This is a genomic window from Xanthobacter sp. SG618 (assembly GCF_012932745.1).
GTDB lineage: Bacteria > Pseudomonadota > Alphaproteobacteria > Rhizobiales > Xanthobacteraceae > Xanthobacter > Xanthobacter flavus.
On the sequence record NZ_JABBHL010000007.1, the window covers coordinates 230,930 to 243,654 of the forward strand.

Sequence of the window (12,725 nt, forward strand, 5' to 3'; positions counted from 1 at the left end):
TCTGGAAACAGCGGCCGCAGGGGGCCGCCGGATGCCGGACCATCTCGCCGGGACCAGGAACCCCGGCGGCGGAAACCCGGCGGGAGAGGTCACCCGGGCCAGGGCCTGAGCGCGCGCGGGCTCAGCCGTTCGAGAGAGGCGAGGCAGCGCGCGGCGATCCGCATGTCGCCGATGGAGGCGAACAGGCGGCCGTCGATGTCGTTGAACAGATGATCGCAGGCGTGAAATAGAAAGCCCTCGGAATGGCGCGAGGCGAGCCCGGCACGCCGGCCGGCTACGGACAAGACGAGGATGCCGGCGGAAGCCGGGATGCTTGATGGGTCGCTCGATCTGTCTGCGTCGGCCATGATCGCCCTCCGGGCCTTACACGCCGCTCCGGCATTCCCGCCTGAAGGGGGAGGCCGGTGAGGCGACGTGTTTTAAATTTACTTATTCTATCGATTCGATCAATTATAAAATGCGTCGCAGCAGGGCCGCTGCGTTTTTTCCTCGCTGGAGCGCGTCATGATCGAGCCGATCCGCACCTGGGATCTCCCGAACCTTCCTGGCCCACTCGCGCGGGCCGCCTGAGCGCCATGCTGACCAAGAAGGGCAAGTATGGCCTCAAGGCCGCGGTCTTTCTCGCGCACCAGCCCGAAGGCAAGGCGCTTCAGGTGGCCGAGATCGCCGACGCCAACCACATCCCGAAGAAATTCCTGGACGTGATCCTCGGCGAGATGCGCCACGCCGGATTCCTCCTGAGCCGCAAGGGCAAGAGCGGCGGCTATCGGCTGGCGCGGGGGGCGGACCAGATCAATGTGGGCGCCCTCATCCGCGCCCTCGACGGCCCGCTCGCGCCCCTGCCCTGCGTCGGCAGCACGGATTACCAGCCCTGCCCTGACTGCGATGGCCCGAACTGCACCATCCGCCTGCTGATGGCGAAGGCCTACGCCGCCATCCGTGAGGTGATGGACGACTGCTCCCTCGCCGACCTGCGCGATATTTCCGGCGACCGGCTCCAGGCCTTCGTCGACTACATCTGAGGGCGCCTAGGCCGCCCTGCGATTGGCTGGGCTGCGCCAGCGCTTCTGCACATATCGTGGGCATAACGCCGCCATATTGCGCATCAGAACAAAATACATAAACTGACTCGAAATTAGGAGAGTCCCATGTCGCGCCTGCCCCTTCGCTCGTTGAATGATGCGCCCGCTGAGGCGAAGGACCTGCTGGCGGCGGCAGAGGCACGCAACGGCTTCTTGCCGAATCTCCTGCGCGTCCTCGCCAATGCACCCACCGCGCTCGAGACCTATCTGACCGTTTCCGGCATCAACGCCCGCGGCTCCCTTTCCCTCGCGGAGCGCGAGGCGGTGCAGATCACCGCGGCGGCGGAGCATGGCTGCGGCTTCTGCGTCGCCGGCCATACGGCCATCGTCACCAAGGCGGGGCTCGACCCCGCCATCATCGCCGCGCTGCGCGAGCGGGGGCATGTGCCGGATGCGCGGCTGGAGGCGGTGGCCCGCTTCACCAAGGCCGTCATCGCCAGCCGTGGCCGGGTGGAGGATGCCGACCTCGCCGATTTCCGCGCCGCCGGCTTCGACGACAAGGCGGCGCTGGAGGTGGTGCTGGGGGTGAGCCTCGCCACCCTCTGCAACTTCGCCAACAATCTGGGCGCCCCGCCCCTCAATCCGCAGCTCGAGCCGTTCCGCTGGGACGCGCCCCGCGAGAGCGCCGCATGATGGCGGACGCGCTCGATTCTTCGCTCGCCACCTGGCTGGAGGACAATGCCCCTCGGCTCGATGCCGATGTGAGCGCCGCCGACGATGTCCTGCCGCGCCTCGCTGCCGCCAACGTCTTCGCCATCGGCGTGCCGGAGGCGGCCGGCGGCGTGGGCGGGCGCTCCATCGACGTGGTGGAAGCCATCGCCGACGTCTCCGCGCATTCGCTGGCCGCCGGCTTCGTCTTCTGGGGCCATCGGACCTATGTGGAATATCTGCTCCAGAGCCCCAACACGGCCCTGGCCGGGCGACTCTTGCCGGATCTGCTGCACGGGCGCGTGGCCGGCGCGACGGGGCTGTCCAATGCCATGAAGTTCCTCGCCGGGCTGGAAGACCTTCAGGTGACGGCGCACCGCGAGGGCGACGGCTTCCGGCTCGACGGCAGGTTGCCGTGGGTCACGAACCTCGCGCCCCATGCCTTCCATCTCGCCGCCGCGGTCGCCCATGCGGACCGTCCCGGCGCGTTCGTCGCGTCCCTCGCCGCGGAGGATGCGGGCATCGAACGCTCGGCCGACCTCGACCTCATCGGCCTGCGCGCCACCAACACGGCGGCGGTCGCGCTCACGGGCGTTCGCATCGATCCGGATCGCGTGATCGCGGCGGATGCCCACGCCTGGCTGCCCAAGGTGCGCCCGGCCTTCCTCTCCTTCCAGTGCGGCATGTCCATCGGCCTCGCGCGCCGGTCCATCGCAGCGGCGCGGGAAGCTGCGGGCGCAGGCCGCCACATCCTCGCCGAGCCGCTCGCCGCGCTCGCCGCCGCGCTGCGCGTTCAAGAGCGCGCGCTGGCTGAGGGGCTGGAGACGGGGGCCTTCGAGACCCAGCCGGCGGCCCTGTTCCGCATCCGCATCGCCCTCGCCGAGATCGTGGCGGAAGCCATCGGCCTCGAATTGCAGGCGACGGGCGGGCGGGCCTATCTCACCGCCGCCGGTGCCGCTTTCGCCCGCCGCTGGCGGGAGGCGGCCTTCGTGCCCGTCATCACGCCCAGCCTCGTGCAGCTGAAGACGGCGCTGGCGGCACAGCGCCAGAGCGCGGCATGAGCGTTCCGGTCCTGTCGGCTGAGGGCATCGCGCTCAGCTATCCCGGCGCGCCCGCGCCCGTGCTGGAAGGGTTCGACCTCGCCATCCAGCCGGGAGAAGTGGTGGCCATCCTCGGCCCCAGCGGGGCCGGCAAATCGAGCCTGCTGCGCGTCCTCGGCGGGCTCCAGCGGCCCAGCGCCGGCACCGTCCGCATGGGCGGCACCGTGCTGGAGGACGTGCATCCGCGCCTCGCCGTCGCCTTTCAGGACCCCTGCCTGCTGCCGTGGCTAACGCTGGAGGCCAACGTCGCCTTCGGGTTGGATTTCAAGCGCCAGCCCCCGGTGTCTCCGGCGGAGCGCCGCAGCCGCGTCGATGCCGCCATCGCCGAAGTGGGGCTCGGCCACGCCCGCCACCTGCCGCCCTCCGCCTTGTCCGGCGGCATGGCCCAGCGCACCGCGCTCGCCCGCTGCCTCGCCCGCAAGCCGCAGGTGCTGCTGCTCGACGAGCCCTTCGGCGCCCTCGACGAGGTGACCCGGGCCGAGATGCAGGACCTGCTGCTGAAGGTGGTGGCCGATTTCGGCACGGCCGCCCTGCTCGTCACCCACGACATCGACGAGGCGTTGCTGGTCGCCGACCGGGTGGTGCTCATCGGCGGCGCGCCGGCCCGGCAGGTCGCCAGCTGGACCCTGGACCTGCCCCGCCCGCGCCGGGACGAGGTCGCGACCCTCGGCGCCCTGCGCATCGACATTCTGAAGGCGCTGCGTGGCGCCGTCCGCCGCCACTGACGCCCGCCGACGAGGAGACCCACCATGTGCATCGCCTGCCTTCCCCGCGGCGGCTTTTCCCGCCGCGAGATGCTGAAGCTGTCCGCCCTTTTCACCGCCGCCGGCGCCCTGCCTTTGCTCCGTGCCGCCGAAGCCCGCGCACAGGAGCCGGACGCCCCGGTGCGCATCGGCTACCTGCCCATCACCGATGCCACGCCGCTGCTGGTCGCCCATGCCAATGGCCTGTTCGAGGCGGAGGGCCTGAAGGCGGAAAAGCCCGTCCTGCTGCGCAGCTGGGCGCAGGTGATCGAGGCCTTCATCTCCGGTCAGGTGAACGTCATCCACCTGCTCTCGCCCATGACCGTCTGGGCGCGCTTCGGCTCCGGTGCCCCGGCGCGCGTCGTGGCCTGGAACCACGTGAGCGGCTCGGCTCTCACCGTCAGCCCCGACATTTCGAGCGTGGCCGATCTGGGCGGAAAGACCGTGGCGGTTCCGTTCTGGTACTCCATCCACAATGTGGTGGTGCAGAACCTGCTGCGCGAAAACGGCCTCATCCCCGTGACCAAGAAGACCGGCACGCCCGCCGCCAACGAGGTCAATCTCGTGGTGATGGCGCCCGCCGACATGCCGCCCGCCCTCGCCACCCGTCAGGTGGCCGGCTACATCGTCGCCGAGCCGTTCAACGCGGTGGCGGAAACGCAGGGCATCGGCAAAATTCTCCGCTTCACCGGCGACGTGTGGAAGGATCACGCCTGCTGCGTGGTGTTCATGCACGAGCGCGATCTCGACGGGCGGCCGGAGTGGTCGCAGAAGGTGGTGAATGCCATCGTGAAGGCGCAGCTGTGGACCCGCGCCAACCGCGCCGAGACCGCGCGCCTCCTCTCCAAGGAAGGGCCGAACCGCTACACGCCCCATGCCCAGGCGGTGCTCGACAAGGTGCTCTCCCCGCCCGAGGCCGACACCGAGGCCTATCTGAAGTCCGGCGCCATCCGCCATGCCGATTGGAAGGAGAAGCGCATCGACTTCCAGCCCTATCCGTTCCCGAGCTACACCGAGGAACTGGTCCGGCGCCTCAAGGGCACGTTGATCGAGGGCGACGGTGCCTTCCTCGCCAAGCTCGACCCCGCGACGGCCGCGAAGCAGCTGGTGGACGACCGCTTCGTCAAGGTTGCGCTGGCGGCCAACGGCGGCCTGCCGGCGTTCGGCTTCCCCGACACCTTTACCCGCACCGAGGTGATCGCGCCTTGAATGCGGAGCCGCAGCAGAGGTCTTTCACCGCCGGGGCCGATCCGACGACCGGCGCGCGCCCGAAAAGCGCCGCGCGGGGCGGCGGACTTTCGCGGCCGCTGCTCGGCATCGCCGGCCTGCTCGTCCTCCTGGCCCTGTGGTGGCTCGGCACGGATGTGCTGGCCGCCCCCGGCAGCTTCGCGCGGCGCTTCTCGCCGGCGAGCGCCTTCGCCAGCCTCGGCGGCCTGCTGCTGCATTCGGACCTGCCGATCCATGTCTATGTGAGCCTCCGGCGCATCTTCATCGGCCTCGGCTTCGCGCTGGCCATCGGCGTGCCGCTGGGGCTCGCGGTGGGTACATTCGGCGCGCTGGAAGCGGCGACCACGCCGGCCTTCCAGTTCCTGCGCATGATCTCGCCGCTCTCATGGATGCCGCTGGCGGTGATGGTGTTCGGCGTGGGCGACCGGCCCATCTATTTCCTGCTGGCCTTCGCCGCCGTGTGGCCGATCCTCCTGTCCACCGCTGCCGGCGTGCGCCAGCTGGACCCGCGCTGGCTGCTGCTGGCGCGCAGCCTCGCCGCGACACGGTGGGAGATGCTCTCGCGGGTGATCCTGCCGGGGGTGACGGGCCACATCCTGACCGGCGTGCGCCTCGCCATCGGCATCCTCTGGATCGTGCTGGTTCCGTGCGAGATGCTGGGCGTCTCCGCCGGGCTCGGTTATTTCATCCTCGATACACGCGACCGGCTGGCCTATTCCGAGCTGATGGCCATGGTGCTGCTCATCGGCGTGCTCGGCTTCGCCCTCGACGCCCTCGCCCGGGCGCTCTGCCGCCGCTGGGCCTGAGCCGCAGGACGGCTCGCGCAGGGGAAGGCTCGGTTGAAGGGAAGCCAAACCGAGCCGTCACCCGCTACTTCGCCGAGAGCACCGCGTGCATGGCGTCCACCGAGCGGTTGGCAGCGGTGGCGGGGGTCCAGCCGATGGCGGCGCGATAGGTGCCGAGGGGGAGCGGCGCATCCGCCTCGCTGGCGAGGCCGAGGGGCGCCCCGGCGGTGGGCGCCACGTAGAGCGCATCCTCCGGGCAATAGAGTTCGCACATGAAGCAGGTCTGGCAATCCGCCTGCCGGGCGATCACCGGCGGGCCGGACAGGGACGGCGCGAACACGTTGGTGGGGCACGCGGCGACGCAGATGTTGCAGCCGGTGCAGCGGGCGGCGCTGATGAGCTCGATCATGCCGCGATCCCTTCGCCTGAGCGCTGCTCCGCGGCATCCGCCGCAAGGGGCGGGGCCGGCCGGTGGGAGACGGACACCTCGGCGAGACCTGCCGCGGTGAGAAGGTGGCGCTGTGCCGGGTCGGCGGCCGCATGGTCGACCCGGCGGTGCATCCCCCGGCTCTCGGTGCGGGCGAGCGCGCTGCGGTACATCCAGCGCGCCACCGCCGTCATGGCCGCCGCCTCGCGAGCGCGCAGCACGTTGATGCCATCCGCCGGAGCGGAGGCGGTCAGGCGCGCCCACTGACTGTCGAGACGGTCGAGGGAGCGGGTCAGGCCCTCCTCCGTGCGGAAATAGTTGCGATCGAAGGGATGGACCTCTCCCACCACGGTGCGTGCCGCCTCGGCGGGATCGAAGGGGCGGGCGCCGGCGTCCCGCAGCCCCGCGGTGCCGGCGCCCCGGCGCACGCGCCCGCTCGGGGCGCGGCGGCCGAAGTCCGCGGCGGCGCGGCCGGCCCAACGCCCGGACGAGACCGCCCAGGCGGCATTGTGGCTGCCGCCGCCGGTGAATCCTCCGCAGATCAATTCGCGCGTCGCCGCGTCCCCCGCCGCATAGAGGCCGGGCACGCGGGTCGCGCAGGTCTCGTCGACGATGCGCAGCCCGCCGGTGCCGCGCACGGTGCCTTCGAGGTGGAGCGTGATGGGGAAGCGGTCCCGGAACGGGTTGATGCCCATGCGGTCGAACGGCAGGAAGAAATTGGGCTGTGCCGCGCGCATGTTGGCCTGCATGGCCGCGTCGGCGCGGTCGAGCCTTGCGAACACCCGGCCCTTCTGCAGATGGCGCGCGATGACCGAGCGCCCGCCGTTGGAGGCGGCGCCGGGAATCACCTCTCCGGCCTCGTCGGTGAAGGTCGCCCACTTGAAGAACAGGGTCTTGGTGACCGAGGCGAAGTCCGCCGCGATGGCATAGGCGTTGGAGAATTCCATGCCGGAAAAGTCCGCGCCGGCTTCCGCCGCCATCAGGTGGCCGTCGCCGGTGAGCGCGGTGCAGCCGAGCGCGCGGGAGAGGAAGGCGCAGCCGCCGGTGGCGATCACCACCGCGCCGGCATCCACCTGCCAGCCATCCCCCTGCTGCCGGCGGATGCCGCGGGCGCCGGCCACCGCACCGGCCTCGTCCACCAGCAGTTCCAGCGCCGGGGAGTGATCGAGGATGCGCACGCCCGCGCCCTTCGCCAGCTTGCGCATGAGGCGCATATATTCCGGCCCCTGCAGCGAGACGCGGATGGGATTGCCCGCGCCGTCCAGCGGAAAGGGATAGCCGCGCGCGCCGAGTTCATGCAGCGCCGCGTGGGTGGTCTCCAGCACCCGGGCCGACCATGCGCGATCGGCGAGGAAGCCGCCCAGCGCCTCGCGGCTGACGATGGCGGCGGCGCGCAGCTTCGGGTCCGGTTCGACATACCAGATGGAGGTGCCGGACGGGGCGGTGGCGCCGGACGTGCCGCAGAAGCCCTTGTCCGCCAGCACCACCCGCGCGCCCGTCCGCGCCGCCTCGAAGGCCGCCCAGGTGCCGGCCGGGCCGCCGCCGAGCACGAGCGCGTCGCAGGTGAGGTGGAGCCCGGACGGGGCGGAAGATGAAAAGCCCATGATGCCTCCCGAAGCCCTCGCGAACGCCGGCCGCCACGCTGTCGCACGGAGCCGAAGCGCAGGCGGCGCCAAATAACGTGGATATAATGTTAATTTAGTTTATAGACTTACTTGAAAATATCAAGATTAATGTCCCTCGGCCGCCGGGAAACGCGCGGCCGCTTCGTCCGCCGCAGCCTGTCAGGAGGCCCCATGAGCGCTTCGATCAGCACCCTTCCCAACACACCGGAGCCCGCCATTCCCGAGAGCGACATCCTCCCGCTCTCCGGGCGCATCGGCGTCGAGATCCGCAACGTGCGCCTCGCCGGCGACCTGCCGCAGCCGCTGTTCGACGAGATCCACCGCCTGCTGCTGAAGCACAAGGCGCTGTTCTTCCGCGACCAGCACCATCTCGACGACGCGGCGCAGGAGGCCTTCGGCGCGCGCTTCGGCGGGCTTGTGCCGCATCCGACCATCGGGGCGCTCGCCGGCACCTCCTCGGTGCTTGAACTGGACACCCGCCGCACCGGCGAGCGCGACAGCGGCCAGGGCGCCGGCCGGGCCGACCAGTGGCACACCGACGTGACCTTCGTGGACGCCTATCCGAAGATCTCCGTGCTGCGCGGCGTGGTGATTCCGGCGGCGGGCGGCGACACCGTGTGGTCCAACACCGCCGCCGTCTACGATCGCCTGCCCGAACCGCTGCGCCAGCTGGCGGACAGCCTGTGGGCGACCCATTCCAACGCCTACGACTATGCCGCCGTGCGCCCCCACGCGACCGACGACGACCGCCGCCAGTTCGACCGCAATTTCACGAAGACCGTCTTCGAGACCGACCATCCGGTGGTGCGGGTGCATCCCGAGACGGGCGAGCGCTCGCTGGTGCTCGGCAATTTCGTGCAGCGCTTCGTCGGCCTCAACAAGGGCGACAGCCAGAAGCTCTACGACCTGTTCCAGAGCCACATCACCGCGCCGGAGAACACCGTGCGCTGGCGCTGGAGGGCCGGCGACGTGGCGGTCTGGGACAACCGCTCCACCCAGCACTACGCGGTCAACGACTATGGCGACGCCCATCGCGTCGTGCGTCGCGTGACCGTGGATGGCGAGGTGCCGGTGAGCGTGGACGGGCGCACCAGCGTCACCCGCAACCGCTTCGACAAGCCGGCCGACCGCGCCGCCTGATCCCGCGCATGCCGGCGGGCGGCAGGCCCCGCCGCCGGCATGTCTTCTGGCCCCTTTCAGGAGTTCGAGACCGATGTCTGCCCTGCTGCGCCCGGTTCTGCGCCCCGTTCTGCGTCCCTTGGCCCGCGCCGCGTCGGCGCTGTTCTGCCTCGCGCTCCTCGCCGCGCCCGCAGCGGCCGAGACGGTGATCCGCTTCGGCCATCCCGGCGTCGGCGCGGAACAGCGGCCCTATTCCTATGGCGACGCGACCACCTATGCCCGCGCCCGCCAGCTGATCGAGAAGGAATTCGCCGACGACAAGGACGTGAAGATCGAATGGACCTTCTTCCGCGGGGCGGGCCCCGCGCTGAATGAATCCGTGGCCTCCGGCCAGCTCGATTTCTTCCTGCTGGGTGACCTGCCGGCCATTGTCGGCCGGGCGCGGGGGCTGAAGCACAAGTTCATCTTCGCCACAGGGCGCAACAACCCCATCTTCCTTGCCGTGCCCACCGACAGCACCATCACCAAGGTGGAGGACGTGAAAGGCAAGAAGGTCGCCTTGTTCAAGGGCACAAACCTGCAGAACGCCACTGACCGCATCCTCGCCTTGCACGGGCTTTCGGAAAAGGACGTGCGCTTCATCAATCTCGACGCCAACGCCGCTGTCGCCGCCCTCACCTCCGGCAATGTGGATGCCGTGTTCGGCGGGCAGGAATATCTGCCGCTGGCGGCCAAGGGCGTGGTGAAGATCGTCTACACCACCAAGGGCGACGACCCGACGCTGGGGCGCAATTCCTCCTATTTCGTCACCGAGGCCTTCGCGGCCGCCCACCCGGACCTCACCCAGCGCGTGGTGACGGCCTTCATCAAGGCCGCCCATTTCATCTCGCAGGACCAGAACCGGGACGAGGCGTTCGAGGCCTGGGCGCTCTCGGGCCTGCCCAAGGAAACCTTCGTCACCAACTTCGACGGTGTACGGCTCTCCCTCATCGTCAATCCGCTGATCGATGACTATGTGGTCGCCCGCTACAAGGAACAGGCCCAGGCCGCCAAGGATTACGGCCTACTCAAGGGCGATCCCGACATCGACCACTGGTTCGACCGCACCTATCTCAACGCGGCGCTGAAGACGCTGAAGCTGGAGGACTTCTGGTCCACCCGCGACGGGCGCGGAAACATCGAGACGCGCGGCAGCATCGACCAGAAGGCGTCGAACTAGGGGGCGTCGAACTGGGGAGCGTCATGAGGCGCCCCTGCCTCCCCATCAGCGCCGTCATGCCCCGGCTCGTCCGGGGCATCCACCGGGCCCCGCAACGAGTGTTTCAGGCCGAATACGGCGCCCGGCCGCACCATGGATCCCCCGCACGAGGCGGGGGATGACCAGCGGCGAGCGGGGCGACAAGGGCACGGACATGGGCACGGGCGGGCGTTCGGCGCGCAGCAGAGACGGAAGGTGACACAGCATGAGCCTTGCAGAAACGCTCGACAAACCGGCCTTCGACCAATCCGCCCGCGCCGGCACCGCGACGGCTTCCGCAGCCCGACGACGTACTGGAAGGCGGGGCCCAGCCAGCCCGACACCCCTCGGCTCCGTCCTGCTCGGCCTGTCCTTTCCCTTCGCCTTGCTGGTGGCCTGGTGGTGGGCGGCGCGCCTTGGCCTCGTGCCGGAGCAGATCCTTCCCGCCCCGGCGACCATCTATGAGACCGTATCCAGCCTCATCGCCGACGGCTCGCTCGCCACCCATCTGGAAGTCTCCACCCACCGCGTGCTTGTCGGCTTCGGGCTTGGTGCCCTGTTCGGCCTCGTCTTCGGCGCGGCGGCGGGGCTTTCGCCGACCGTGCGCGCCTTCCTCTATCCCCCGGTGCAGGCGGTGGCGCGTGTTAACGTGCTGGCCTGGATGCCCCTCCTCACCTTGTTCATGGGCATCGACGAACCTCTGAAATACGTGGTCATCGGCTGGTCGGCGGCGATCCCCATCATCCTCGGCACGGCCCGCGGCATCGAGAACGTCTCGCCCGCCTTCCGGGAACTCGGGCGCGTGCTGCACTTCAACACGCGCGACACGCTGCGCCTCGTGGTGCTGCCGGGCGCGGTGCCCTCCATCTTCGCCGGCCTGCGCGAGGGGCTCGCCAATGCGTGGCAGACGCTGGTGCTGGCCGAGCTGTTCGCCTCGTTCGAGGGGCTGGGATATCTGATGACCTGGGGCCGGCAGCTGTTCCAGCTCGATCTCGTCATCATCGCCATGATCGTGGTGGCCCTCGCCGGCCTCGCCATGGACCTCGGTTTGCGCTGGGTGGAACGCCGGGCCCAGCCGTGGAAGCGGGGAACGCGCGATGTCCATTGATGCCGCTGCCGCCACCACCCTGCCCGCCGAGGCCCGCGCCGGCACCGCCCTGCGGAGCGCCACGCGCCGGATCGACTGGCGCCCATGGACGGCGTTCGCGGCCCTGCTCGCTTTGTGGTTCGCCACCCATCACTTCGGCTGGGTGCCGGCCAAATACCTGCCCTCCCCGCTCGCGGTGGTGCAGCGCCTCATCCGCGAGGTCACGGCGGGCACGCTGCTGCACGATCTCCACGAGACCCTGCGGCGCAATCTCTCCGGCCTCGTCATCGGCGTCGCGGCGGGTCTCGCGCTGGGGGCGCTGCTGGGCGCCTCCTCCCTGGTCGGGCGCATCGTTGGCCCCACGGTGCTGGCGCAGCGGCAGACGGCGCTGTTCGCCTGGGTGCCGCTGCTCGCCATGTGGTTCGGCGGTGGCGACACGGGCAAGATCACCTTCATCGCGGTCGCCGCCTTCCAGCCGGTGGTCATCGGCACATGGCGGGGCATCAGTCTCGTGCCCGCCACCTATCGCGAGCTTTCCGACGTGCTGCTGCTGAACCGCTGGAACTACATGCGGCTCGTCGCGCTGCCCCATGCCTTGCCGATGATCTTCACCGGCCTCCACGGCGCGCTCATCTACGCCTGGCTCGCCACCGTGGGCTCGGAGCTGTTTCTCAACATCTCGCCCGGCCTCGGCGGGCGGCTGAACGAGGGCAGCCAGCTTTTCGAGATCGACCTCCTCTTCCTCGTCATCCTCCTCTTCGGCCTCATCGGCCTCGGCTTCAACACTCTGGCCGAGCGCGCCGAAGGCCTCCTGATCCGCTGGAACAACCGATGAATGCTCCTTTCTCGGCCCCCGCGCCGTCCGCCGCCACCGCTTTGCCTGCCCTCGACATCCGCCATGTGAGCAAGGCCTTCGTGGTGGACGGCAAGGCGGTGGAGGTGCTCTCCGACATCTCGCTTTCGGTGGAGGCGGGCAGCTTCGTGAGCATCGTCGGCGCTTCCGGCTGCGGGAAGTCCACTTTGCTGCGGCTCATCCTCGGCCTCGATCTCGATTATGCGGGAGACATCCACCTCGATGGCCAGCCGGTCGAGGGGCCGGGGCCGGAGCGCTCCATCGTCTTTCAGGAGCACCGCCTGCTGCCGTGGCTTACGGTGGAGGGCAATGTGGGCGCGGCCCTGCTGCATTCGGGGCTCGATGCGGCGGCGCGGCGGCGGTCGGTGGCGGAGCATCTGGAGCTGGTGGGGCTGGAGGCCTTCGCCAAGGCTTATCCGGCCCAGCTCTCCGGCGGCATGGCCCAGCGCGTCGCCATCGCCCGGGCGCTGGCCAACCGCCCCCGCTTCCTGCTGCTGGACGAGCCCCTGGGCGCCCTCGACGCCCTCACCCGCCTGCGCCTGCAGGGCGAGCTGAAGCGCATCGTCGCCCATGAGGGCGCCACCGCCGTGCTTGTCACCCACGACGTGGACGAGGCCGTTTTCCTCGGCCACCGCATCGTCGTCCTCCACCCCCGCCCCGGCCGCATCGCCGCCGTGCTGGAGGTGCCGGAAGAGGCCCGGGCCGACCGCTCCAGCCCCGCCTTCGTCGCCCTGCGCGATCGGGTGCTGGAGCTGCTCGGCGTCTCCCTGGGCGAGGGGCGGGCGCGGTGAC

At 70.0% G+C, this 12,725-nt stretch carries 14 protein-coding genes; 11 read left to right on the plus strand and 3 right to left on the minus strand.

Features of this window, described 5'->3' with window-relative positions:
* Positions 1–89: 89 nt before the first annotated feature.
* On the minus strand, positions 90–347 hold the full coding sequence (locus tag FHT36_RS19040) for a hypothetical protein (protein WP_169124052.1): 258 nt from the start codon (positions 345–347) through the stop codon (positions 90–92).
* Between the two features lie 228 nt (positions 348–575).
* Here FHT36_RS19040 and FHT36_RS19045 point away from each other — a divergent pair, with 228 nt between their 5' ends.
* The 6 genes from FHT36_RS19045 (at position 576) to FHT36_RS19070 (ending at position 5,606) form a co-directional block, all read left to right on the plus strand.
* Positions 576–1,022: an Rrf2 family transcriptional regulator gene (locus FHT36_RS19045; protein ID WP_169124053.1), complete on the plus strand. Its 447-nt coding sequence runs from the start codon at positions 576–578 to the stop codon at positions 1,020–1,022.
* A gap of 126 nt (positions 1,023–1,148) precedes the next feature.
* Positions 1,149–1,715, plus strand: a complete 567-nt coding sequence (locus FHT36_RS19050) for a carboxymuconolactone decarboxylase family protein (protein WP_169124054.1) — start codon at positions 1,149–1,151, stop codon at positions 1,713–1,715.
* Positions 1,712–2,791: an acyl-CoA dehydrogenase family protein gene (locus FHT36_RS19055; protein WP_210257861.1), complete on the plus strand. Its 1,080-nt coding sequence runs from the start codon at positions 1,712–1,714 to the stop codon at positions 2,789–2,791. Before FHT36_RS19050 ends, FHT36_RS19055 begins: the two co-directional genes overlap by 4 nt.
* Positions 2,788–3,555 (plus strand): ABC transporter ATP-binding protein, encoded by a 768-nt coding sequence (locus FHT36_RS19060; protein WP_169124055.1) that lies wholly within the window; start codon positions 2,788–2,790, stop codon positions 3,553–3,555. The genes FHT36_RS19055 and FHT36_RS19060 overlap by 4 nt, the downstream gene beginning before the upstream one ends.
* A gap of 24 nt (positions 3,556–3,579) precedes the next feature.
* Positions 3,580–4,782, plus strand: a complete 1,203-nt coding sequence (locus FHT36_RS19065; RefSeq protein ID WP_169124056.1) for an ABC transporter substrate-binding protein — start codon at positions 3,580–3,582, stop codon at positions 4,780–4,782.
* Positions 4,779–5,606, plus strand: a complete 828-nt coding sequence (locus tag FHT36_RS19070; protein WP_169124057.1) for an ABC transporter permease — start codon at positions 4,779–4,781, stop codon at positions 5,604–5,606. The genes FHT36_RS19065 and FHT36_RS19070 overlap by 4 nt, the downstream gene beginning before the upstream one ends.
* Positions 5,607–5,670: 64 nt before the next feature.
* On the opposite strand, the gene FHT36_RS19075 is transcribed toward FHT36_RS19070, so the two are convergent.
* On the minus strand, positions 5,671–5,994 hold the full coding sequence (locus tag FHT36_RS19075) for a ferredoxin family protein (protein WP_169124058.1): 324 nt from the start codon (positions 5,992–5,994) through the stop codon (positions 5,671–5,673).
* Positions 5,991–7,616: an FAD-binding protein gene (locus FHT36_RS19080; RefSeq protein WP_169124059.1), complete on the minus strand. Its 1,626-nt coding sequence runs from the start codon at positions 7,614–7,616 to the stop codon at positions 5,991–5,993. The genes FHT36_RS19075 and FHT36_RS19080 overlap by 4 nt, the downstream gene beginning before the upstream one ends.
* Positions 7,617–7,808: 192 nt before the next feature.
* Between FHT36_RS19080 and FHT36_RS19085 the strand changes: the two genes are divergently transcribed.
* The 5 genes from FHT36_RS19085 (at position 7,809) to FHT36_RS19105 (ending at position 12,724) form a co-directional block, all read left to right on the plus strand.
* Positions 7,809–8,777, plus strand: a complete 969-nt coding sequence (locus FHT36_RS19085; protein ID WP_169124060.1) for a TauD/TfdA family dioxygenase — start codon at positions 7,809–7,811, stop codon at positions 8,775–8,777.
* A 73-nt stretch (positions 8,778–8,850) separates the two neighbouring features.
* The gene (locus tag FHT36_RS19090) at positions 8,851–9,975 is read left to right on the plus strand and encodes an ABC transporter substrate-binding protein (protein ID WP_169124061.1); all 1,125 of its coding nucleotides are present in this window, start codon (positions 8,851–8,853) and stop codon (positions 9,973–9,975) included.
* A 244-nt stretch (positions 9,976–10,219) separates the two neighbouring features.
* Positions 10,220–11,101 (plus strand): ABC transporter permease, encoded by an 882-nt coding sequence (locus FHT36_RS19095; RefSeq protein ID WP_169124062.1) that lies wholly within the window; start codon positions 10,220–10,222, stop codon positions 11,099–11,101.
* Positions 11,091–11,915, plus strand: a complete 825-nt coding sequence (locus FHT36_RS19100) for an ABC transporter permease (protein WP_169124063.1) — start codon at positions 11,091–11,093, stop codon at positions 11,913–11,915. The genes FHT36_RS19095 and FHT36_RS19100 overlap by 11 nt, the downstream gene beginning before the upstream one ends.
* Complete coding sequence (locus FHT36_RS19105) at positions 11,912–12,724, plus strand: ABC transporter ATP-binding protein (protein WP_169124064.1); 813 nt, start codon at positions 11,912–11,914, stop codon at positions 12,722–12,724. Before FHT36_RS19100 ends, FHT36_RS19105 begins: the two co-directional genes overlap by 4 nt.
* Position 12,725: the final 1 nt, after the last annotated feature.

Bases quoted from the DNA above. Each gene is read 5' to 3' on its own strand.
- FHT36_RS19055 (WP_210257861.1), top strand. From the start codon at position 1,712: ATGATGGCGGACGCGCTCGATTCTTCGCTCGCCACCTGGCTGGAGGAC.
- FHT36_RS19095 (WP_169124062.1), top strand. From the start codon at position 10,220: ATGAGCCTTGCAGAAACGCTCGACAAACCGGCCTTCGACCAATCCGCC.
- FHT36_RS19045 (WP_169124053.1), top strand. From the start codon at position 576: ATGCTGACCAAGAAGGGCAAGTATGGCCTCAAGGCCGCGGTCTTTCTC.
- FHT36_RS19080 (WP_169124059.1), bottom strand. From the start codon at position 7,616: ATGGGCTTTTCATCTTCCGCCCCGTCCGGGCTCCACCTCACCTGCGAC.
- FHT36_RS19100 (WP_169124063.1), top strand. From the start codon at position 11,091: ATGTCCATTGATGCCGCTGCCGCCACCACCCTGCCCGCCGAGGCCCGC.
- FHT36_RS19065 (WP_169124056.1), top strand. From the start codon at position 3,580: ATGTGCATCGCCTGCCTTCCCCGCGGCGGCTTTTCCCGCCGCGAGATG.
- FHT36_RS19085 (WP_169124060.1), top strand. From the start codon at position 7,809: ATGAGCGCTTCGATCAGCACCCTTCCCAACACACCGGAGCCCGCCATT.
- FHT36_RS19040 (WP_169124052.1), bottom strand. From the start codon at position 347: ATGGCCGACGCAGACAGATCGAGCGACCCATCAAGCATCCCGGCTTCC.
- FHT36_RS19075 (WP_169124058.1), bottom strand. From the start codon at position 5,994: ATGATCGAGCTCATCAGCGCCGCCCGCTGCACCGGCTGCAACATCTGC.
- FHT36_RS19105 (WP_169124064.1), top strand. From the start codon at position 11,912: ATGAATGCTCCTTTCTCGGCCCCCGCGCCGTCCGCCGCCACCGCTTTG.
- FHT36_RS19050 (WP_169124054.1), top strand. From the start codon at position 1,149: ATGTCGCGCCTGCCCCTTCGCTCGTTGAATGATGCGCCCGCTGAGGCG.
- FHT36_RS19090 (WP_169124061.1), top strand. From the start codon at position 8,851: ATGTCTGCCCTGCTGCGCCCGGTTCTGCGCCCCGTTCTGCGTCCCTTG.
- FHT36_RS19060 (WP_169124055.1), top strand. From the start codon at position 2,788: ATGAGCGTTCCGGTCCTGTCGGCTGAGGGCATCGCGCTCAGCTATCCC.